Origin of the sequence: Massilia putida (assembly GCF_001941825.1) — a bacterium.
GTDB lineage: Bacteria > Pseudomonadota > Gammaproteobacteria > Burkholderiales > Burkholderiaceae_D > Telluria > Telluria putida.
In genome coordinates, this window is the sequence record NZ_CP019037.1 from 232,669 (window position 1) to 255,201 (window position 22,533).

Below are 22,533 nucleotides of genomic sequence, written 5' to 3' on the forward strand. Positions count from 1 at the left end.
GGATCAGCCCTTTCGATTCTTTTCGGCCGTCAGTTCCCAGTGCCGGGCCATCATGCGCGCGGCGCGCTGCTGCAGCGCCTGCGGGACCTCGGGGAGCAGGACCTGGGGCGCGGCGCGGCTGGGCAGCGCGACGGTGGCCGTGCACAGCACCGTGATTTCGCCGCGCTGGTTGGTCATCTTGACCGACAGGTCGACCAGGTTCAGGCCGTTCTCCTGGCGCTTGCCGGTGACTTCGCCACTGATGAACTGGGTATCGCCGATGTAGTTGAACTTGCGGATTTCGTCGTATTGCTTGTAGACCCATCCGTCCACCCCGGCCCATTCGCTGATGTAGCGGAACAGGTAGTTCTCGCGCATGACACCGTAGTCGTAGGCCATCGGGTTGCCGATGGCCTGCGCCCATTCGTTGTCCCAATGCAGCCGCTGCGCGACGTCGGGGATGCCGTACTTGTTCTTGACGTAGAACGGCGCGATGCGCTGGCGGTTCTTGTGCCAGATGCGGCCCACGCGCAGGCCGTACGGCACGAAGCCGTAGCCCCCGGCATGGAAGGTGACGATGTCGGTGACGGTCAGCGGGCCGGATGCGCCCGCGCGCAGCGGTTCACCGGTCTCGATATCGTCCCAGTAACGCTTGTCCAGTCCGCGCGGCGTGTCGGCCGCGTAGATCCCGTCGATCCTGGCGATGTCCTCGTCGCTGTACTCGGCCGGCTTGATGTCCGCGTATTTGCCTTTTTCACGGGCGGTCTTGCGTTCCGTGAGGATGGCGCGGTAGCGATACACACTGACCACTTCGCCGCGCTGGTTGACCTTGACCTGGCTGTTGAAGCGCGTGACCGAGCGCCCGGCGAATTCCGATTGCTTGACCTCCAGTCCGTCCTCGCCACCGAAGCTGTACAGGGTGTCGCCCGGGAAGATCGGACGATAAAAGGTCCACTCGCCGCCGGAGATGAACATGTGGATGCCGCGGAACAGGCTCTTGCTGGCCTGCTTCAGCTCCGGCGGGTACGGGTCGCCGAGCATCGGCTTGTTGATCACACCGGCCATCATGCTCGGCGCGATGACCGAGCCCCAGCGGGTCGCGGCGGCCCAGGCGGGGTCGCAATGCAGGGGATCGTCGCTGCCGCAGGCATAGGCGAAGCTACGGATGTTGTCCTCGGTAGCGGTCGAGATCTGTTCCTGGTCGCGGCTGGCCAGGTCGTGGTGGAGCAGCAGCCTGGCGCGCTCGATGTCGCTGTCGGTCAGCTCGTAGGAAGTGGCTTTTTTGAATTCGTCGCTGATACTGGCGTCGGACATGGGTGTCTCCGTTATCGTTTAGGGAAGGCTCAGGAGCCGGTGAATACGGGTGGGCGCTTCTCGGCGAAGGCCTTGACGGCTTCGCGGTGGTCAGCGGTCTGCGCGGCCAGCACCATGTGGCGCGCTTCCAGGTCGAGCAGGTCCGCCAGCGATGCCTCAGCGGCCGCGGCCAGGTTTTTCTTCATGAAGCGATAGGCCACCGGGGGACCGGCGGCGAGGCGGCGGGCCAGGTCCAGCGTCGCGTTTTCCAGTTCCTCGTCCGGCACCAGGCGGCTGACCATGCCGAGCGCGTCGGCACGGCGGGCATCGACGGTGTCGGACAGCAACATCAGCTCGCGCGCGCGCGCGTTGCCCAGCAGGCGCGTCAGGAACCAGCTGGCGCCATAGTCGCCCGTGAGGCCCACCTTGATGAACGCGGTGGTGAAGCTGGCACGCTCGGATACCACGCGGAAGTCGCAGGCGGCAGCCAGCGCCATGCCGACACTGACGGTAGCGCCACGGATCATGGCGATGGTCGGCTTGCCCATCTCGTACAGCACCTGCGCCGCCTCCATGTTGCCGCGCAACCAGTCGATGCGGCTGGCGACGTTGTCGGGTGGGCGGCGCGCGGCGCGCTCTGCGGCTGCCGCTTCCTCCTCCGGCGTCAGGTTTTTCTTCTCCGGTTTCCCGCCGATGTCGCCGCCCGCGCAGAACGCCTTGCCGGCGCCGGTGAGGACGACGACGCGCGCCTGGTGGTTGACGGCGGCCGCCTTGACCGCGTCGGTGAGGGCGCGCATCAGCGGCGGGTTGAGGGCATTCAGGCGTTCCGGACGGTTCAGCGTCAGCGTCAGCACGCCGTCTTCCAGGTGTTCGAGTACCAGTTGTTCGGACTTGTCGGCTTGCATGTCGATCGCTCCCACGGGTCAGGCAACCTGCGGCTGCTGGGCCGACAGGAACAGGTTACGGACTTCGTGCTGGCTCACCTTCAGCGACGGCGTGCGCGGCAGGGCCTGCACGATCATCGCCTGGACCGGCACCTGGTACGACACCAGGTCCTTGCGGGCGAAATTCACCAGTTCGTCCGCCGTCACCGCGGCGCTGTCCTCGAGCAGTTCGATGGCCACGACCGGTACGGCGCCCAGGCGGGTGTCCGGAAGCCCGACCACGCAGGCGTCCTTCACCGCGGGATGCTTGCGGAAGATGGCTTCGACCTCGCGCGGCAGCACCTTGAAGCCGCCGCGCACGATGGCGTCGTCGGCGCGGCCGCGGATGAAGACGAAGCCGTCGGCATCGATCTCCGCCAGATCGGTCGTGCGCATCCAGGCGCCGGCGTCCTGGCTGGTCTTGACTTCGAGCAGGCCGACGGTGCCGCAGGGAACCGGTTCGAACGTGTCGAGCGCCACGACGCGCAACTGGCAACCGGGCTGGGCGCGTCCGACCGAGCCGCGTTTGGTCTTGCTGTGGAGCTGGTGATCTTTCAGGGTCCAGCCGGCCACCGCGCCCGCGAACTCGGTGGCGCCATAGGCGTCGAGCAGCGGTACGTCGTAGTGCGACTCGAACGATTCCTGCAGCGCCGGATCGAGCGGCGCGCTGCCGGTGCGGATCGCCCGCAGGCACGCCAGTTCTTCGCGCGGCACGCCGGCGTCGAGGATCATCCGCACGGCGGTCGGCGGCAGCGCGATCAGTTTCGGGCCGTACGCCGCCAGCACGCGCCGGAATTCGGCCACGCTGAACTTTTCCAGGATGACCGTCGGACGGGCGGACGCAACGGCCGCGACCGCCGCATACATGCCGCCGATGTGGACCAGCGGCGTGGCCAGCACGGCTGGCGTGTCCTTGATCTGCAGCTTCATCGCGCCGCCCTTGGTCTCGTAATACTCGGCGTCGAAGATGGCGCGCTCGAAGTGCTTGAACGGCAGGCGGATGCGCTTGGCCGGTCCGGTCGTGCCGCTCGTTAGCATGAGGATGCAGGTACCGTGCATGGGCTCGTGGAAGCCGTCCGCTGTACCGCTGCCCGGCGCCAGCAGGGACATCCCGAGCGTGGGCGCGCTGTCGGCGCGAATGGCGAGGCTCCCCAGTTCCCGCACGACCTGGCCCAGTTCGGGCAGCGCCCAGTCCTGGGCGTCCGCGACGATGGCCCGCAGGCGCAGCTTGCGGATGTCGTTGGCGAGCTTTTCCGCGGGCTGGAAGGGGTTAATCGTCACCACGCAACGGCCGGAAGCCAGCACCTCCAGCAGGGCCGGGAAATGGGCCGGCCGGTTGCGCAGGATGATGCCGATGGGCGTGCCCTCACCGAGTCCGGCACTGGTCAGCAGGTCGTCGAGCTGGCGCATCGCGTCGCGGATTTCCTCCCAGCTGTGCCAGGCGCCGTTGAATTCGATCGCTCCCTTCCCGGGCTCGAGTGCCAATACCGTTGTGATGCGTTCCGCAAGTCCGAGTGACATGTACTTATCCTTTTTTCGAAGCGTCCATTGGGGACGCGGACACGTTTGATACATTGATCATAATGATCCTAATTCTATCAATCATATATACGATTACGCAAGGGGAAAGTTCCGGTGTCAGAAGCTGGCGTGGCATACCGGTGCATAGATGTGACGGACGGCCGTGATCGGGCGGAAGGACCGGGGGCCGGCAAGGCGACGGGGGAGGCAGGGACGGTACGAAAAGGAGGAGGGGTACGTCTGGTGCGCCGGCGGCCAGCCAGCCGTGAGGCGGCGTGGCGCCGGGCCGGCGCACGCCGCAAGCCGTGTTACAGACGTTCGAAGATGGCAGCGATACCTTGCCCGCCCCCGATGCACATGGTCACCAAGGCATAACGGCCGCCGCTGCGCTGCAGTTCGTACAGCGCCTTCACGCTGATGATTGCGCCGGTCGCGCCGATCGGATGGCCGAGGCCGATGCCCGAGCCGTTCGGATTCACCTTGGCCGGGTCCAGCCCCAGTTCGCGGGCAACGGCGCAGGCCTGGGCGGCGAAGGCTTCGTTCGCCTCGACCACGTCGATATCGGCGATCGTCAGGCCGGCGCGTTCCAGCGCCTTGCGGCTGGCCGGCACCGGCCCGATGCCCATGTACTGCGGATCGACGCCGGCCAGCGCATACGACACCAGGCGGGCCAGCGGCCGCACGCCGCGCTGCTCGGCGACCGCGCGGTCCATCAGCACGAGCGCGGCGGCGCCGTCGTTGATCCCGGAAGCATTGCCCGCCGTGACGCTGCCGTCCTTCTTGAACGCGGCCCGCATCGTCGCCAGGCTGTCCGCCGTCGTGTCGGCGCGCGTGTGCTCGTCGGTGTCGAACACGACCTCGCCCTTGCGCGATTTGATGGCGATCGGCAGGATCTGTTCCCTGAAATGGCCCGCCGCGGTGGCTTGCGCCGCGCGGCGGTGGGATTCGGCCGCGAGCGCGTCCTGCTGCACCCGTGTGACCCCGAATTTCTCCGCCACGTTCTCCGCGGTGATGCCCATGTGGACCTGGTGGAACGGGTCGGTCAGGGCGCCGGTCATCATGTCGGTGAAGCCGACGTCGCCCATCCGGGTGCCCCAGCGCAGCGCGCCGGTGGCGTGCGGGGCGCGGCTCATCACCTCGGCGCCGCCCGCCACCGCGATGTCGCAGTCGCCCAGCAGTACCGACTGGGCGGCCGAGACGATCGCCTGCAGGCCGGAGCCGCACAGGCGGTTCAGGGTGAGGGCCGGCGTCGCATGGCCGATGCCGGCGTCGACGGCGGCCACGCGCGACAGGTACATGTCCTTCGCTTCCGTGTGGATGACGTTGCCGAACACGACCTGGCCGACTTCCTCGCCGCCGACGCCGGCGCGCTTCAGCGCTTCGCGCGTGACGCGCGCCGCGAGGTCGGTCGGGGCGAAGTCCTTCAGGCTGCCGCCGAAGCTTCCGATGGCGGTGCGTACACCGCTGACAATGACGACTTCTCGTTGCATGATGTTTCCTTTTGGGTTGGGGCCGGATCAGGCGGCCCTGGCTTTCAGGGTCTTGGGGCTGCTTTCCAGCAGGCGCTGGCGGGCTGCCGAGCGCAGGTGGGCCAGGACCGGCGCGTGCAGCGGGGCGCCGGGGTCGGCCTGGCCGCAGCGGATGCGCTGGGCCAGTTCGCGGTTCAGCGACGCGAGCATGGCGCGCATCGGCGTCCCGGTGCCGCCATCGCCGGCGCCGATGCCGAGCAGCTCGCGCAGCGCGATCATCTCGCCTTCTTCCGGCACGCCGCCGTATTCCAGCTGGCGCATGGCGATCGACATCGCATTGGCGATCATCAGTGCGTTGTGGCGCTTGTCATCGGGAAGGGCGGCCAGGAGGTCTTCCCGTATCAATGTCGTGGCTGCCTGTAGCAGGGCGGCACCGCTCGGTTCTTCTCGCATCAGTCTTGCTCCGTCAGGTTGAGTATTTCCCATTCCAGCTCAGGCACGATATGCCCGGTCAGCGCGAGCAGCAGCGAGGACTCCTCGCCGGAAACGTGGCGCTGCGCCTGCTGGATGGCGATCACCGCCCAGTTCACGTGCGCCATCACTTCCCAGTAGGGCACCAGCGCGCGCGCGACCGGCGTGCCGCTTTCCTCCTCGTAGCCGCGGTAGAAGTCCGCGCGCGCGCCGATCCCGCCGGCTTCCCTGGCGACCGCGCCGAAGCGCCAGCACCTGGCGCAGAACCAGCCGATGTCTTCGAGCGGGTCGCTCCAACCCGCGAATTCCCAGTCGAGGATGCCGGTCAACCCGTGCTCGTCGACCATGTAGTTGCCGGTGCGGAAATCGCGATGGCACAGCACGAGGTCCCGCGCCGGCGGCGCGTGGCGCTCGAGCCAGCGCAAGCCCCATTCCAGCGCGGGATAGGGAACGGGATGGCGGTCCAGGAAAGCGCGGAACTTGCCGACCAGGTGCATGGCCGGGCTCTCGTCGTAGCGCGGCAGGAAACCCAGCGCCGGTTGCGGCGGGCGTACGCTGTGGATGCGCGCCAGTTCCCTGCCGAGCCGGTAAGCCAGGCCGTCGGTGCCGGGCGCGTCCTTGACCAGCACATGGCCGCTCGCGGTGCCGCCGACGCGCCGCATGACGAAGAACGGGCGTCCGATCACGTCCTTGTCCTCGCACAGCCAGAGCGGTTCCGGCACCGTGACGCCGGCCGCGTGGACGGTGCGCAGCAGGGTGAACTCCTGGGCGCGCGAATGGCTCAGCGAGACACCGGACGGCGCATCGGTGCGTACCACGGTGTCAAGGGTGCCCGCGTACGGACCGCCGTCCAGCGCGAACTGCACCAGCCAGTTTTCCTGGATCGCGCCGCCGGACAACTGCTTGAGCGCGAGGATAGCGGCGCTGCGGGCGCCGCTCGCGCGTGCGACGAATGCGCAGATGGCTTCCTGCATGGCTTGTTGCATGGACGCTCCTTACAAAGAACTGGTCAGGTGGCCGCCGTCCACGGCGATCGCCGCGCCGCTCATGTGGCGGCCGGCATCGCTCGCCAGCAGCAGCAACGGCCCGTCGAGGTCGTGCAGCTGGCCGAACTTGCGGGTCGGAATGCGGGCGCGCAGCTTGTCGCCGGCCGCGCTTTCCAGGAAGTCGCGATTCAGGTCGGTCACGATATAGCCCGGCAGCAGCGCATTGGCGCGGATGCCGTGGCGTGCGAGTTCCAGCGCCTGCGCCCTGGTCGCCTGCACCACGCCGGCCTTCGAGATCGCGTACGGGGCCACGCCGCCGGCGACGCGTTCGCCGAGGATCGACGCCACGTTCACCAGGCAACCGGTCTTGCCCGCCGCGACCATGCGGCGCGCCCCTTCCTGCGCAACCAGCCAGCCGCCCTTCAGGTTGGTGTCGATGACGCTGTCCCAGTCCGCTTCGGTTTGCTGCAGCAGCGGCTTGGTGACGGTGACGCCGGCATTGTTGACGATCACGTCCGGACAACCAAGCGTGCCGCACAGCCGGTCGAAGGCCGCCACCACGCTTGCGGCATCGGTGACGTCCAGGTCCACGGCCTGCGCGCGGGCACCCAGTGCCTCCAGCTCGCGTGCCAGGTCGTGCAGCTTGTCCGCGCGCCGCGCGGCGATCGCGACGGCCGCGCCGGCGCGCGCCAGCAGCAGCGCGAAGTGACGACCCAGGCCGCTGGATGCGCCGGTGACCAGCGCAATCTTGCCGTCGAGGCGGAAGATGCTGTCGACGGCGCCCATCACGCCTGCTCCCGGTACGGACGCAGGATGTTCTTCGCGATGCTCCAGCGGTGCACCTCGGACGGACCGTCATAGATGCGGAAGGCGCGCACGTCGGCGAAGATGCGGGCGACGATGGTCTCGTGCGTCACACCCTGGCCGCCCAGCACCTGCACGCTGCGGTCGACCACGCGCCACACGGCCTCCGAGGCGATCACCTTGGCGATGCTCGACTCGTGCTTGCCGAGATGGCCCTGGTCGAGCACCCAGGCGCAGTGCCAGATCGACAGCCGGGTGACATGCAGGTCCATTTCGTTGTCGGCCAGCTGGAAGCCGACCCCTTCGTGCTGGCCGAGGGTCTTGCCGAACGCGTGGCGCCGTGCCGCATAGCGCGTGGCGACGTCGTGCGCACGCCGGGCCGCGCCCAGCCAGCGCATGCAGTGGGTCAGGCGCGCCGGCGACAGACGCACCTGCGCGTAGCGGAAGCCTTCGCCGGGCGCGCCCAGGATGTCGGCCGCCGGCACGCGCAGGTTGTCGAAGCGGACCACCGCATGCCCGCCGGCGAAGCAGGAATCGAGCGCGTCCATCAGGCGCTCGACCACGATGCCGGGGCGGTCCATGTCGGCCAGGAACATGGTCGCATTCCCGTCCTCCAGCTTGGCCATGATGATGGCGAAGGAGGCGCCCTCGGCACCGGTGATGAACCACTTGACGCCGTTGATGACGTAGTCGTCGCCGTCGCGGACGGCCGTGGTCTGCAGCATGCTCGGGTCGGCGCCCGCGCCCGGCGCCGGTTCGGTCATGCAGAAGCAGGAACGGATCGTGCCCGCCGCGAGCGGGCGCAGCCAGCGCTCCTTCTGCGCCGGGGTGGCCACTTCCTCGAGCAGGTGCATATTGCCTTCGTCCGGCGCGTGGATGTTCAAGGCCACCGGGCCCAGCGGCGAATAGCCCGCTTCCTCGAACAGGATGGCCTTGGCACGGTGGTCGAGTCCGAGACCGCCCATTTCCTTGGACACGTGGCTCGACAGCAGGCCGGCCGCCCGCCCGAGCGCGACGAGCTCGCGGCGCAAGTCCTCGGTCGGGCCGTGCGGCGTACAGCGCGGATCGGTTTCGTAGGGAATGATCTGGTCGGCAATGAAACTGCGCGTCCGTGCCTGCAGGTCGCGCAGCGCGGGGGAAAGTTCGAAATCCATCGCGAATCCTTATTTGAGCTGGGAGAAAGGCAGGTCCTTGTCGACCCGGATGTCGCCCGGCAGGCCGAGAACGCGTTCGGCGATCTGGTTGCGCAGGATTTCGTCGGTGCCGCCGGCGATCCGCAGAGCGGCGGACCAGAAATAGCCGTGCTGGAACTTGCTAATCGCCGGGTCGTCGCCGGCGCAGGCGAGCGCAGCGGTTCCCGTGACGTCCAGCGCGATACGCGACATTTCCTGCATCACGTTCGACTGCACCAGCTTGCCCATGGCCGCGATCGCGCCCGGCGTATCGCCGCGCGAAAGGGCCGTGATCTGGCGGCAGCGGAAATACTTCAGACCTTGTTCCTGGGCCAGCAACTGCGCGGCGCGCAGGCGATACGGCAGTCCGGCCGGGCCCGCGCGCTGCAGCAGCGCGGCGAGGTCCGCCGCCTGCGGCTCGTCCTGGCTTTCACCGCCAACGCTGAAGCGCTCGTTCATCAGAGTAGTCATGGCAATCTTCCAGCCCTCGCCCACGGCACCGATGCGATTGGCGTCGGGGATCCGGACGTCGGTGAGAAAGACTTCGTTGAATTCGGACTCGCCTGAGATCTGGCGAATGCGGCGTACCTCGATGCCGGGCGTCTTCATGTCCACCACGAAGTAGCTCAGGCCCTTGTGTTTCGCGACGCCCGGATCGGTACGGGCGATCAGGATGCCCCAGTCGGCCACGTGGGCCCACGAGGTCCACACCTTCTGCCCGTTGATCACCCAGTCGTCGCCATCGCGCACGGCACGGGTGCGCAGTCCGGCGAGGTCGGACCCGGCAGCCGGTTCGGAGAACAGCTGGCACCAAAGCAGGTCGCCGTACAGCGTCGGGCGGGTGAAGCGGGCGACCTGCTCGGTCGTGGCATGCACGCGGAACGTGGGGACGGCGAGGTGGGTGCCAATGGTGACGAATGGGCCGACCGGTACGTGGTAGCGTGCTTCTTCTTCGGCGAAGATGACTTCCTCGATCGGAGTGCCGTCGAGACCGCCTTCGGAGCGCGGCCAGCGGATGGCGGCATAGCCGGCTTCCGCCTTGACTTTCTGCCAGGAGCGCGCGCGGGCGATGAAATCGGCTTCGGTAATGTCGGCGGGCAGCGGCTGGCGGTAGGCGTTCGCATGGCTGGAGAGCCAGTCGCGTACCTCGGCGCGGAACGCGGCCTCTTGTGGGGTGTCGTTGAAGTCCATGGCAATTCCTATCGTTGGGCGGTGGCGGCGTGCAGCAGGCGTTCGCCCCAGAGCGCGGCGTTGCCCAGCGAGCTCGCGAGGACACGGGCGCGGGTATAGTAGAAGTGGCAGTTGGCTTCCCAGGTATAGCCGATGCCGCCGTGCAGGTGCAGGCATTCCTGCGCCGCGTAGTCGAGGGCGTCGATGGCGCTGACGCGGGCCGCCGCCGCCGCCAGGTCGAGCTCGTCGGGACCGTCCACCAGCGCCCAGGCACCGAAGTAACAGTTCGAGCGTGCCAGCTCAGTCTTCACCGCCATGTCGGCAAGCTTGTGCTTGACCGCCTGATAAGCGCCCACCGGGCGGCCGAACGCATGGCGTTCCTTCACGTAAGCGACGGCCAGTGCGCAGGCCGTGTCGGCGGCGCCGATCTGCTCGAAAGCGGTCAGCACCGCGCCGAGGTTGCGTGCCCGTGCATGCAGTTCGCGCGCCTGCGCGCCGCGGGCAAGCACCGTCGTCGCCGCCTGCGTGAGCGTCAGTGAGCCGTGCGGCAGCAGCGGATCGATCAGCCTCAGCGTGCGTCGCTCCACGCCGGCGCCTGCCAGGTCCACCAGCAGCAGCGACGGCGTGTCCGGTTCGCCGGCGTACACGATGGCGTAGTCGGCCTGTTCCAGCCAGGCCACGGCGCCCAGGCTGCCGTCGACGCGGCCGTCGCGCAACACCAGTTTGGATGCAGGTTGGTCGGCATCCAGGCCGGCCACCGCGATGACCGCGTCGCCGGTCGCGATGCGTTCCAGCAGCGCGTTGCCCTCGGGCGTCGGGCTGCGGCTGAGGATATCTACCGCAATGCTGGCGGTGCCGATGAAGGGCAGGGGCGCCAGCACCCGGCCGAGTTCCTCGGCAAGCACACACAACTCCATGGGCCCCAGGCCCAGGCCGCCGAACGTTTCCGGCACGGCGGCGCCGCTCCAGCCCAGTTCGGCAACCTCGCGCCAGAGCGCCCGATCGAGTCCGGCGCCGCTGTCCAGGTGGCGGCGCCACCGTTCGAAAGTCGCGGTCTCGCTCAGGAAGCGCCGGGCGTTATCTCGCAGCATTTGCTGCTCTTCAGAAAACTCGAAGTTCATCTCCGCCTCCGGTCATTATCACTATAATCATATATATCATTACACGTGCGACCATTTCGCGCAAGCAGTAATTGCCTCGCAGGTCCCCGCACGCTTTTTTTGCTGACAAGCGACGCGTTTTGCCATATTATCGTATCAATCATACACATGATTAAGACGTATAACGAACCCGGAAATGGAACAGGCACTCTTCATGTCAACCCGCACGCCCACCATCAAGAAAATTCTCGTCGCCAACCGCAGCGAGATCGCAATCCGCGTCATGCGCGGTGCCGCCGAACTGGGGATCCGCACTGTCGCGATTTACGCCGCCGAAGACCGGTTTGCGCTCCACCGCTTCAAGGCCGACGAAAGCTACCTGGTCGGCGCCGGCAGGAAACCGATCGCCGCCTACCTCGATATCGACGATATCATTCGTATCGCTGTCGAGTCGGGGGTGGATGCAATCCATCCAGGTTACGGGTTCCTGTCCGAAAACCCGGACTTCGCCGACGCTTGCGCTGCGCACGGGATCACGTTCATCGGCCCGGCATCGGATGTGATGCGCACGCTGGGCAACAAGGTGGCGGCGCGCGCTGCGGCGATCGCGGCCGGGGTGCCCGTCGTGCCGGCGACGACCGCATTGCCGCGCGATATCGGAGAAGCCAAGGCGATGGCGGCCAGCGTCGGGTACCCGCTGATGCTCAAGGCCAGCTGGGGCGGGGGCGGGCGCGGCATGCGGTCCATCGACGACGAGGCGGCCCTCGAGGCTCAGCTCGATGTCGCCCGCCGCGAAGCGCTGGCGGCGTTCGGCAACGACGAGATGTACCTGGAAAAGCTGGTGCGCCGCGCGCACCACGTGGAGGTGCAGCTGCTGGGCGACCGCCACGGCAACCTGGTGCACCTGTACGAACGCGATTGCTCGGTGCAGCGGCGCAACCAGAAAGTCGTGGAGCGCGCGCCGGCGCCCTATCTCGACGACGCAAGCCGCGCCGCCCTGTGCGAGGCCGCCTTGCGCCTCGGCCGCGCGGTGGGCTACACCCACGCGGGAACGGTCGAGTTCCTGATGGACGTCGACAGCGGCGCGTTCTATTTCATCGAGGTCAATCCGCGCATCCAAGTCGAACATACCGTGACGGAGCAGGTGACGGGAATCGACATCGTCAAGGCGCAGATCCGCATCAGCGAGGGCGCCGAGATCGGCGTCGATGCCGGCGTGCCGCGTCAGCCGGGCATCCGCCTGAACGGCCATGCACTGCAGTGCCGTGTCACCACCGAGGATCCGGAGAATGGATTCACTCCCGACTATGGCCGCATCACGGCCTATCGCAGCGCGTCCGGCTTCGGCCTGCGTCTCGACGGCGGCACCGCCTATGCCGGGGCCGTCATCACGCCGTTCTACGATTCGCTGCTGGTCAAGGTAACCGCCTGGGCGCCCGAAGCGGACGAGGCCATCGCCCGAATGGACCGCGCGCTGCGCGAATTCCGCATCCGCGGCCTGTCGACCAACCTGGCGTTCCTTGAGAACGTCATCAACCACGACCTGTTCCGCTCCGGGAAATGCACGACGCGGTTCATCGATACGACGCCGGAACTGTTCACGTTCGCCAAGCGCCGCGACCGCGCCACGCGCCTGCTGCGCTTCATCGGCGAAGTCAGCGTCAACGGCAACCCCGAGATGAAGGGACGGACGCCGCCGCCGCTGCCGCTGCCCGCGCCGTTGCTGCCGCGCTTGCCGGAAGGGACGCGTGCCGCGGACCGGCCGGGCACGCGCACCCGCCTGCGTCAACTCGGCCCCGAACGCTTTTCCGCGTGGATGCTGGAGCAGCCGCAGGTGCTGCTGACCGACACGACCATGCGCGACGCCCACCAGTCCCTGTTCGCCACACGCATGCGCACCGCCGACATGGTCGCCATCGCGCCACATTACGCGCGCCTGCTGCCAGACCTGTTCTCGCTGGAATGCTGGGGCGGCGCCACCTTCGACGTGGCGATGCGCTTCCTCAAGGAAGATCCATGGGAGCGCCTGGCGCTGTTGCGCGAGCGGGTGCCCGATACCTTGTTCCAGATGCTGCTGCGCTCGTCGAACGCGGTCGGGTACACGAATTACGCCGACAACGTGGTCGAGTACTTCGTGCGCCAGGCGGCCCGCGGCGGCATCGACCTGTTCCGCATCTTCGACTCCCTCAACTGGGTCGAGAACATGCGGGTGGCAATCGATGCCGTGCGCGGCGAGGGCGCGCTGGCCGAAGGGGCGATCTGCTACAGCGGCGACCTGCTCGACGCCAAGCGCGACAAGTACAACCTGAAATACTACGTGTCGATGGCCAGGGAGCTGGAACGGGCGGGCGTCAACATCATCGGCATCAAGGACATGGCAGGCATCTGCAAACCGGAGGCGGCGCGGCGCCTGGTGCGTGCGCTCAAGGAAGAAGTCGGCCTGCCGGTGCATTTCCACACGCACGACACGAGCGGTATCTCGGCCGCTTCCGTGCTCGCGGCGATCGAGGCCGGGTGCGACGCGGTCGACGGCGCGATGGATGCGATGAGCGGCCTGACGTCGCAACCGAACCTGGGCGCGATCGCGGCGGCGCTCGAGGGCAGCGCCCGCGGCCCCGGGCTCGACCGTTCCGCGATCTTCGCGATCTCGCAGTACTGGGAAGGCGTGCGCCGCTACTACGCGCCGTTCGAAGCCGACATCCGCTCGGGCACCTCCGACGTGTACCGGCACGAGATGCCCGGCGGCCAGTACACCAACCTGCGCGAACAGGCCCGCGCCATGGGATTGGAACAGCGCTGGAGCGACGTGTCGCAAGCCTATGCGGACGTGAACCGGCTGTTCGGCGATATCGTCAAGGTCACGCCGACGTCCAAGGTGGTGGGCGACATGGCGCTGTTCATGGTGGCCAATGGCCTGGCGCCGGAGGACGTCGCCGATCCGGCCCGGCCAATCGCGTTCCCGGAATCGGTCGTGTCTCTGTTCAAGGGCGAACTGGGCTTCCCGCCGGACGGGTTCCCGGCGGAGCTCGGCGCCAAGGTCCTGCAGGGCGCACGGCCGCTCGAGGGCCGGCCCGGCGCGACCCTGGCGCCGGTCGACCTGGATGCCGCGCGCGCCGCCGGCGCGGCGGCCGTCGGGCATGCGCTCGGCGACCAGGACCTGGCGTCCTGGCTGATGTACCCGAAGGTATTCACTGAATTCGCCGCGCACCGCGCCACGTTCGGCAACGTCGCCGTCCTGCCGACGCCGGTGTTTTTCTATGGCCTGGCGGACGGCCAGGAGGCATCCGTCGACATCGACAAGGGCAAGACGCTCATCGTGCGGCTGCAGGGCACGGCGGAGTCGCCGGACGAGGGCGAGCGCAAGCTGTTCTTCGAGCTGAATGGCCAGCCGCGCGTGGTCCGTATCCGCCACAAGGGGATCGCCGCCGTCGCAGCGCAGCCGCAGGCGGAGGAGGGCAATCCCGATCACGTCGGCGCGCCGATGCCGGGCATGGTCGCGACGGTGGCCGTGAGCGCCGGACAGCGCGTGAACAAGGGCGACCCGCTGCTGTCGCTCGAGGCCATGAAGATGGAGACCATGCTGCGCGCCGACCGCGCCGGCGTCGTGCGGCGCCTGCATGTGGCGCCGGGCCGGGTGGTCAATGCGAAGGACCTGCTGCTGGAGCTGGGCGAATGAAACGCCGGTCCCGTGTCGCCGGTCAGTTCCAGCGCGCGTCGGCGAGCCGGTTGATGTCGACCGAGGACGGTCCTATCCCCCGGTCCGGATGGACCTGCATGTGCGGGGCCTCCGACCGGGCCTCGGCCTGGATCTGGGGTACGGCGTCGGTCGCGGTTCGGCCGTCGTACAGCGCCGTGAAGCCGGCGGTTGCCGCCGCGGCGGCGCACAACGTGATCTTGAGGATCGCCATGAAAGTCTCCCGGTGAATGTCTGGTATTCGTAATCCTTATGATGATTAGTATAGTTTAGATGTTTGTATTGTCAAATCCGATTTAATTGGTACAGTGAGAAAGGCGGAATCGTGAAAGCATTAGTGGCAGTCAAACGCGTGGTCGACTACAACGTGAAGGTGCGGGTGAAGTCCGACGGCAGCGGGGTGGAACTCGCGAACGTGAAGATGGCGATGAACCCGTTCGACGAGATCGCGGTCGAACAGGCCGTTCGCCTGAAGGAGGGGGGCACGGTTGCCGATGTGGTGGCCGTGTCGTGCGGCGTCGGGCAGTGCCAGGAAACCCTGCGCACCGCGATGGCGATGGGCGCCGACCGCGGCGTGCTGGTGGAGACCGACGCCGAACTGCAGCCGCTGGCCGTGGCGAAGCTGCTCAAGGCGGTGGTCGACAGGGAAGCGCCCGCGCTCGTCATTCTGGGCAAGCAGGCGATCGACGACGATTGCAACCAGACCGGCCAGATGCTGGCCGCGCTCCTCGGCTGGCCGCAGGCGACGTTCGCCTCGGTCGTGCGCCTCGAAGGCGGCAAGGCGACCGTCACGCGCGAAGTGGACGGCGGCCTCGAAACCGTGTCGCTGGCGTTGCCCGCGGTGGTGACGACGGACCTGCGCCTGAACGAACCGCGCTACGTGACCCTCCCGAACATCATGAAGGCCAAGAAAAAGCCGCTCGAGACCGTGAAGCCGGCGGAACTGGGCGTGGACGTCGCGCCGCGCCTGAAGACGCTGAAGGTCGTCGAGCCGCCGCAACGCTCGGCGGGGATCGTCGTGCCCGACGTCGCCACGCTCGTGGACAAGCTGCGCAACACGGCGAAGGTCCTGTAACCCACCACTTCAACCACATGGGCATGGAACATTCGATGGCACATTGCACGCGTCCAACCAAGGAGCAGATCCGGGCCTGGCTTGCCGAGCGCCGTCAGGCCGGCGCCCCATTTCCGGCATGCGAACAGGTCCGGCACCAGCTTGGATGGCGCTACGGGGCGTCCGGAATGCCTGCCGGCCCGAACCAACAACTGAAAGGAAGCAAATGACTACACTGGTCATCGCCGAACACGACAATCGCAGCCTCAAGGGCAGCACCCTGCACACGATCACCGCCGCCGTCCAGATGGGCGCCCCGGTACACGTGCTGGTGGCGGGAGGGGGATGCGGCGGCGTCGCCGAAGCGGCGGCGCGCATCGCCGGCGTGGACAAGGTGCTGGTGGCGGACGCGCCGCATCTCGCGGACGGCCTGGCGGAAAACGTGGCGGAACAGGTATTGGCCGTGGCTGCAGGTCACGGGCACATCCTGGCGCCGGCGACCGCCTACGGCAAGAACATCCTGCCGCGCGTCGCCGCGCGTCTGGACGTCGCGCAGATCTCGGAAATCACGCGGGTGGTCGGCCCCGATACCTTCGAACGTCCCGTGTATGCGGGCAATGCCATCGCGACCGTGCAGTCGTCCGATCCGGTCAAGGTGATCACCGTGCGCACGACGGGTTTCGATACGGCGGGCAGCGGCGGCCAGGCGGCCATCGAGACCGTCGCGCCGGTACCGGACGGTGGACGCAGCACCTTCCTCGAACGTGAACTGGCCGCCTCCGACCGCCCCGAGCTGACGGCGGCGAAGGTGATCGTGTCGGGTGGCCGCGGCATGGGATCCGGCGAGGCTTTCAAGATCCTGGAGCCGCTGGCCGACAAGCTGGGCGCCGCCATGGGCGCGTCGCGCGCCGCCGTCGACGCGGGCTATGTGCCGAACGACTGGCAAGTCGGCCAGACCGGCAAGATCGTCGCGCCGCAGCTGTACATCGCCGTCGGTATCTCCGGCGCAATCCAGCACCTGGCCGGCATGAAGGACTCGAAGACCATCGTCGCCATCAACAAGGATCCTGAAGCGCCGATCTTCTCGGTGGCCGACTATGGCATCGTCGGCGACCTGTTCGAGATCGTGCCGCAACTTGTGGCCGAGCTCGGCTGATCATGAAAATCATTTCGACCATCGACGAACTGCGCGACCAGCTGCGCGGACAACTGCGCACCGCTTTCGTTCCCACAATGGGCAACCTGCACGAAGGCCATCTGTCGCTGATGCGCCTCGCACGCAGACACGGCGACCCGGTGGTAGCGTCGATCTTCGTCAACCGGCTCCAGTTCGGTCCGAACGAGGACTTCGACAAGTACCCGCGCACCTTCGAGGCCGACGCCGAGAAGCTGGAGAAGGAAGGCGTGTACGTGCTGTTCGCGCCGACCGAGAAGGACCTGTACCCGGAGCCGCAGGAATACCGTGTGCAACCCCCGGACGACCTCGGCGGAACGCTGGAAGGCGAATTTCGCCCGGCAATGTTCCCGGGCGTGTGCACGGTGGTCACCAAATTGTTTTCGTGCGTGCAGCCGCGCGTGGCCGTGTTCGGCAAGAAGGATTACCAGCAGCTGATGATTATCCGTAACATGGCGCGCCAGTTCGCGATGCCGACCGAGGTCATCGGCGCCGAGACGGTCCGCGCCGCGGATGGCCTCGCGCTGTCCTCACGCAACGGCTATCTGGACGCCGCCGAGCGCGCCGAGGCGCCGGCGCTGTATCGAACGCTGCAGGACGTGGCCGAGCGTGTGCGCGCCAGCCACCCCGGCCTGCCGGCGCTGGAACGGGAGGCGATGGCACACCTGTCCGCGCGCGGCTGGCAGCCGGACTATGTGTCGATCCGCAAGCGCGCCGACCTGAAGCCGCCGACGCGCGAGGAGTACGCAGCCGGCGCAGGCCTGCTCGTACTGGCGGCGGCCAGGTTGGGCGCGACGCGCCTGATCGACAACCTGGAAATCGAGCGCTAGAAACGGGGTGCGGGTCCGGCCGCGCCCGATTTCGGGCATGGATCTGCCATCCGCCCCCAGGCCTTGCCGCGCTACGCCATCACCCTGGGCCATCGGGCACGCGCGGTCTCGTTGACCCGCGCCCAGAAATCCACAATAATCATATAAATCATTAATGTGAAGGGAATACCATGAGCCAGACCTCAGCAGGCGCAGCGTTCCGCCGCGCCGTCCAGGAAGAACATCCGTTGCAGGTCATCGGCGCCATCAACGCCAACCACGCGCTGCTCGCCAAGCGGGCCGGCTACCGCGCCATCTACCTGTCGGGCGGCGGCGTGGCGGCCGGGTCGCTGGGCCTGCCGGACCTCGGCATCTCCGGTCTCGACGACGTGCTGACCGACGTGCGCCGCATCACCGACGTGTGCGACCTGCCGCTGCTGGTCGACATCGACACGGGCTTCGGTTCTTCCGCCTTCAACGTCGCGCGCACCGTCCGTTCGCTGATCAAGGCCGGCGCCGGTGCCTGCCACATCGAAGACCAGGTCGGCGCCAAGCGCTGCGGCCACCGTCCGGGCAAGGAGATCGTCAGCCTGGGCGAGATGGTCGACCGCGTGAAAGCCGCCGTCGATGCGCGCACGGACGACAACTTCGTCATCATGGCGAGAACCGACGCGCTGGCCGTCGAGGGTCTCGACAGAGCCGTCGAGCGCGCGGTCGCCTGCGTGGAGGCGGGCGCCGACATGATCTTCCCGGAAGCCATCACGAGCCTCGAGATGTACGCGCAATTCAAGAAGGCGGTCAAGGTGCCCATCCTCGCCAACATCACGGAATTCGGTTCGACGCCGCTGTTCACCGTGGACGAGCTGCGCGGCGCCGACGTCGACATCGTGCTGTACCCGCTGTCCGCGTTCCGCGCGATGAACAAGGCTGCGGAAAACGTCTATGAAGCGATCCGCCGCGACGGCACGCAGAAGAACGTCGTCGACACGATGCAGACCCGCGCCGAACTGTACGAGCGCATCGACTATCACCGTTACGAACAGAACCTGGACGCGCTGTTCGCGCAAAACAAAGCCAAATAATTCGAGGAGACCGACATGAGCGAAGCAAAGACATCCGATACGCCGACCTTCAAACCGAAGAAATCCGTGGCCCTGTCCGGCGTGGCCGCCGGCAACACCGCACTGTGCTCGGTGGGCCGTTCCGGCAACGACCTGCATTACCGCGGCTATGACATCCTGGATGTGGCCGATGCCTGCGAATTCGAGGAAATCGCCTACCTGCTGGTTCACGGGAAATTGCCGAATGCGGCCGAACTGAAGGGTTACAAGACCAAGCTGAAAGCGCTGCGCGGTTTGCCGCAGTCGGTCAAGGCCGCGCTGGAGGCACTGCCCGCAAGCAGCCATCCGATGGACGTGATGCGCACCGGCGTGTCCACGCTCGGCTGCGTGCTGCCCGAGAAGGAAGACCACAACATCGCCGGCGCGCGCGACATCGGCGACAGGTTGATGGCGTCGTTCGGCTCGATGCTGCTGTACTGGTATCACTACAGCCACAACGGCAAGCGCATCGACGTGGAGACGGACGACGACTCGATCGGCGGCCATATTCTGCACCTGCTGCACGGGAGCAAGCCACCGGAAGAGTGGGTCAAGGCGATGCATACCTCGCTGATCCTGTATGCCGAGCACGAATTCAACGCGTCGACCTTCACGGCCCGCGTCGTTGCCGGCACGGGTTCGGATATCTACTCGTCGATCACGGCGGCAATCGGCGCGCTGCGCGGGCCGAAGCACGGCGGCGCCAACGAGGTCGCGCTCGAGATCCAGAAGCGTTACGAGAGCCCGGACGAGGCCGAGGCCGACATCCGCAACCGCGTCGCCAACAAGGAAGTCGTCATCGGCTTCGGTCACCCGGTCTACACGATCTCCGATCCGCGCAACAAGGTGATCAAGGAGGTGGCGCGGCGCCTGTCCGACAAGGCCGGCTCGACGAGGATGTTCGACATCGCCGAGCGCCTTGAATCGGTGATGTGGGAAGTGAAAAAGATGTTCCCGAACCTGGACTGGTTCTCGGCCGTGTCCTACCACCTGATGGGCGTGCCGACGGCGATGTTCACGCCGCTGTTCGTCATCTCGCGCACGTCGGGCTGGGCGGCGCACGTGATCGAGCAGCGCATCGACAACAAGATCATCCGGCCGAGCGCGAACTACGTCGGTCCGGAAGACCTGCGATTCATCCCGCTGGCAGAGCGCAAGTGATCGGGACGACATGAACAGCCATTATCGCAAACCCCTGAGCGGCACGAGCCTGCATTACTTCGACGCGCGAGCGGCCGTCGAGGAGATCCGGCCCGGCGCCTGGGACACGCTCCCGTACACGTCGCGCGTGCTCGCCGAAAACCTCGTGCGCCGCTGCGACCCGCAAGCGCTGGTCCCGTCGTTGCGGCAACTGATCGAGCGTCGCCGCGACCTCGATTTCCCGTGGTTCCCGGCGCGCGTCGTGTGCCACGACATTCTCGGCCAGACGGCCCTCGTCGACCTGGCCGGCCTGCGCGACGCGATCGCCGCCCAGGGCGGCGATCCGCGCCTTGTCAATCCGGTCGTGCCCACCCAGCTCGTGGTCGACCATTCGCTGGCCGTCGAGTGTGGCGGCTTCGATCCGGATGCCTTCGCGAAGAACCGTGCCATCGAGGACCGCCGCAACGAAGACCGCTTCGACTTCATCGAATGGACCCGGAACGCCTTCCGCAACGTCGACGTGATCCCGCCGGGGAACGGCATCCTTCACCAGATTAATCTCGAGCGCATGAGCCCCGTCGTGCAGGTGAAGGACGGCATTGCCTTTCCCGACACGCTCGTCGGCACCGACTCGCACACACCGATGGTCGATGCGCTGGGCGTGATCGCGATCGGCGTCGGCGGCCTGGAAGCGGAAAGCGTGATGCTCGGCCGCGCATCCTGGATGCGCCTGCCGGACATTGTCGGCGTCGAACTCACCGGCAAACCCGGACCAGGTATCACCGCCACCGATATCGTGCTGGCGCTGACCGAATTCCTGCGCAAGGCAAAGGTAGTGTCGACCTATCTCGAGTTCCATGGTCCTGGCGCGGCCAACCTGACGCTGGGCGACCGTGCCACGATCTCGAACATGGCCCCGGAATTCGGCGCCACCGCGGCCATGTTCGCCATCGACGAGCAGACGATCGCGTACCTGAAGCTCACCGGGCGCGACGACGATCAGGTCAGGCTCGTCGAGCTGTACGCCAGGGAAACGGGCCTGTGGGCGGACACGCTCAAGAACGCGCAGTACGAGCGGACACTCCACTTCGACCTGTCCACGGTCGTGCGCAACATCGCCGGTCCGTCGAACCCGCACAAGCGCGTCGCGACGACGGAGCTGGCGCAGCACGGCATCACGGGCGTCGTTGAGAACAAGCCGGGACTGATGCCGGACGGCGCCGTGATCATCGCGGCCATCACGAGCTGCACGAACACGAACAACCCGCGCAACATGGTGGCCGCAGGCCTCCTCGCGCGCAACGCGAACGCGCGCGGGCTCGCGCGCAAGCCGTGGGTGAAGTCCTCGCTGGCGCCGGGTTCCAAGGCCGTGCCGTTGTACCTGGAAGAGGCGGGCCTGCTGCCGGAGCTGGAACAACTGGGCTTCGGCGTCGTCGCCTTCGCCTGCACGACCTGCAACGGCATGTCGGGCGCGCTGGAGCCCGCGATCCAGCAGGAGATCGTCGAGCGCGACCTGTACGCGACCGCGGTCCTGTCGGGCAACCGCAACTTCGACGGCCGCATCCACCCGTATGCGAAGCAGGCGTTCCTCGCGTCGCCGCCGCTCGTCGTCGCGTATGCGATCGCGGGCACGATCCGCTTCGACATCGAGAAGGACGTGCTGGGGACGGATGCCGAAGGCAATCCGGTGCGGCTGGCGGACATCTGGCCGAGCGATGCGGAGATCGACGCCGTCGTCGCGCGGGCCGTCAAACCGCAGCAGTTCCGGAACGTGTACGACATCATGTTCGCACGCCGCGAAGGCAATGGCGACATCGTCAGTCCGCTGTATGACTGGCGCGCGCATAGTACGTACATCCGCCGCCCGCCCTACTGGGAAGGTGCGCTGGCCGGCGAGCGGTCGCTGTCGGGAATGCGGCCGCTGGCGGTCCTGGGCGATAACATCACGACCGACCACCTGTCGCCGTCGAACGCGATCATGCTCGACAGCGCGGCGGGCGAATACCTCGCAAAGATGGGGTTGCCGGAGGAGGACTTCAATTCGTACGCGACGCACCGCGGCGACCACTTGACGGCGCAGCGCGCCACGTTCGCGAATCCGACCCTAAAGAACGAGATGGTGCGCAGTGCCGACGGCAGCGTGAAGGCCGGTTCGCTCGCGCGTATCGAGCCGGAGGGCACCGTGACCCGGATGTGGGAAGCGATCGAGACGTACATGGAGCGCAAGCAGCCGCTGATCGTGATCGCCGGTGCCGACTACGGCCAGGGCTCGTCGCGCGACTGGGCCGCGAAGGGCGTGCGGCTGGCGGGCGTGGAGGCCATCGTGGCCGAAGGCTTCGAGCGCATCCACCGCACGAACCTCGTCGGCATGGGCGTGCTGCCGCTGGAATTCCAGCCGGGGACCACCCGCCTCACGCTGGGCATCGACGGGACGGAAACGTTCGACGTCGTGGGCGAGCGGACGCCGCGCGCAACGCTGACGCTCGTGATCCATCGGCGCAACGGCGAGACCGTCAAGGTGCCGGTAATCTGCCGCCTCGACACGGCCGAGGAAGTATCGATCTACGAGGCGGGCGGGGTGCTGCAGCGGTTTGCGCAGGACTTCCTGGCCTCGTCGAAGGTCGCCGCTTAAACGCAACATATGAACGTCGCCCCTGCCTTCGCGGGGGCGACG

Annotated in this window: 18 protein-coding genes; 7 read left to right on the top strand and 11 right to left on the bottom strand. The window is 67.2% G+C overall.

The window, feature by feature from the left end; genetic code table 11:
- Positions 1-3: 3 nt before the first annotated feature.
- The 10 genes from BVG12_RS01410 to BVG12_RS01455 form a co-directional block, all read right to left on the bottom strand.
- A complete protein-coding gene (locus tag BVG12_RS01410) occupies positions 4-1,293 on the bottom strand; it encodes an FAS1-like dehydratase domain-containing protein (protein WP_075790833.1) in 1,290 nt (429 codons plus the stop codon).
- Positions 1,294-1,322: 29 nt separating this feature from the next.
- Complete coding sequence (locus BVG12_RS01415) at positions 1,323-2,177, bottom strand: enoyl-CoA hydratase (protein WP_075790834.1); 855 nt, start codon at positions 2,175-2,177, stop codon at positions 1,323-1,325.
- A gap of 18 nt (positions 2,178-2,195) precedes the next feature.
- Positions 2,196-3,716: a class I adenylate-forming enzyme family protein gene (locus BVG12_RS01420; protein WP_169926773.1), complete on the bottom strand. Its 1,521-nt coding sequence runs from the start codon at positions 3,714-3,716 to the stop codon at positions 2,196-2,198.
- A gap of 308 nt (positions 3,717-4,024) precedes the next feature.
- The gene (locus BVG12_RS01425) at positions 4,025-5,206 is read right to left on the bottom strand and encodes an acetyl-CoA C-acyltransferase family protein (RefSeq protein WP_075790835.1); all 1,182 of its coding nucleotides are present in this window, start codon (positions 5,204-5,206) and stop codon (positions 4,025-4,027) included.
- Between the two features lie 27 nt (positions 5,207-5,233).
- Positions 5,234-5,638, bottom strand: coding sequence for a DUF6285 domain-containing protein (locus BVG12_RS01430; RefSeq protein ID WP_075790836.1), 405 nt, complete (start codon positions 5,636-5,638; stop codon positions 5,234-5,236).
- Complete coding sequence (locus BVG12_RS01435; protein WP_075790837.1) at positions 5,638-6,642, bottom strand: phosphotransferase family protein; 1,005 nt, start codon at positions 6,640-6,642, stop codon at positions 5,638-5,640. The genes BVG12_RS01430 and BVG12_RS01435 overlap by 1 nt, the downstream gene beginning before the upstream one ends.
- Positions 6,643-6,651: 9 nt before the next feature.
- Entirely contained in the window at positions 6,652-7,428 is a 777-nt protein-coding gene (locus tag BVG12_RS01440; protein ID WP_075790838.1) for an SDR family NAD(P)-dependent oxidoreductase, read from the bottom strand.
- A complete protein-coding gene (locus BVG12_RS01445) occupies positions 7,428-8,600 on the bottom strand; it encodes an acyl-CoA dehydrogenase family protein (RefSeq protein WP_075790839.1) in 1,173 nt (390 codons plus the stop codon). Before BVG12_RS01445 ends, BVG12_RS01440 begins: the two co-directional genes overlap by 1 nt.
- Before the next feature lie 9 nt (positions 8,601-8,609).
- Positions 8,610-9,809: an acyl-CoA dehydrogenase family protein gene (locus BVG12_RS01450; protein WP_075790840.1), complete on the bottom strand. Its 1,200-nt coding sequence runs from the start codon at positions 9,807-9,809 to the stop codon at positions 8,610-8,612.
- Positions 9,810-9,817: 8 nt separating this feature from the next.
- Positions 9,818-10,879, bottom strand: a complete 1,062-nt coding sequence (locus BVG12_RS01455) for an acyl-CoA dehydrogenase family protein (RefSeq protein ID WP_169926774.1) — start codon at positions 10,877-10,879, stop codon at positions 9,818-9,820.
- A 223-nt stretch (positions 10,880-11,102) separates the two neighbouring features.
- Between BVG12_RS01455 and BVG12_RS01460 the strand changes: the two genes are divergently transcribed.
- Positions 11,103-14,564, top strand: a complete 3,462-nt coding sequence (locus BVG12_RS01460; protein ID WP_075791004.1) for a pyruvate carboxylase — start codon at positions 11,103-11,105, stop codon at positions 14,562-14,564.
- A gap of 22 nt (positions 14,565-14,586) precedes the next feature.
- Here the strand turns inward: BVG12_RS01460 and BVG12_RS01465 are convergent, their stop codons facing one another.
- Complete coding sequence (locus tag BVG12_RS01465; protein WP_075790842.1) at positions 14,587-14,796, bottom strand: hypothetical protein; 210 nt, start codon at positions 14,794-14,796, stop codon at positions 14,587-14,589.
- Positions 14,797-14,907: 111 nt separating this feature from the next.
- Here BVG12_RS01465 and BVG12_RS01470 point away from each other — a divergent pair, with 111 nt between their 5' ends.
- From BVG12_RS01470 to acnD, 6 genes are all read left to right on the top strand, one after another.
- Positions 14,908-15,657, top strand: a complete 750-nt coding sequence (locus tag BVG12_RS01470; protein WP_075790843.1) for an electron transfer flavoprotein subunit beta/FixA family protein — start codon at positions 14,908-14,910, stop codon at positions 15,655-15,657.
- 205 nt (positions 15,658-15,862) lie between these two features.
- On the top strand, positions 15,863-16,792 hold the full coding sequence (locus BVG12_RS01475; protein ID WP_075790844.1) for an electron transfer flavoprotein subunit alpha/FixB family protein: 930 nt from the start codon (positions 15,863-15,865) through the stop codon (positions 16,790-16,792).
- Between the two features lie 2 nt (positions 16,793-16,794).
- A complete protein-coding gene (gene panC / locus BVG12_RS01480) occupies positions 16,795-17,640 on the top strand; it encodes a pantoate--beta-alanine ligase (protein WP_075790845.1) in 846 nt (281 codons plus the stop codon).
- Positions 17,641-17,810: 170 nt separating this feature from the next.
- On the top strand, positions 17,811-18,701 hold the full coding sequence (gene prpB, locus BVG12_RS01485; protein WP_075790846.1) for a methylisocitrate lyase: 891 nt from the start codon (positions 17,811-17,813) through the stop codon (positions 18,699-18,701).
- A 15-nt stretch (positions 18,702-18,716) separates the two neighbouring features.
- Positions 18,717-19,880 carry a bifunctional 2-methylcitrate synthase/citrate synthase gene (gene prpC / locus BVG12_RS01490; RefSeq protein ID WP_075790847.1) on the top strand — a complete coding sequence of 388 codons (1,164 nt, stop codon included), beginning with the start codon at positions 18,717-18,719 and terminating at the stop codon, positions 19,878-19,880.
- Between the two features lie 10 nt (positions 19,881-19,890).
- Positions 19,891-22,491: a Fe/S-dependent 2-methylisocitrate dehydratase AcnD gene (gene acnD, locus BVG12_RS01495; RefSeq protein WP_075790848.1), complete on the top strand. Its 2,601-nt coding sequence runs from the start codon at positions 19,891-19,893 to the stop codon at positions 22,489-22,491.
- Positions 22,492-22,533 lie beyond the last annotated feature (42 nt).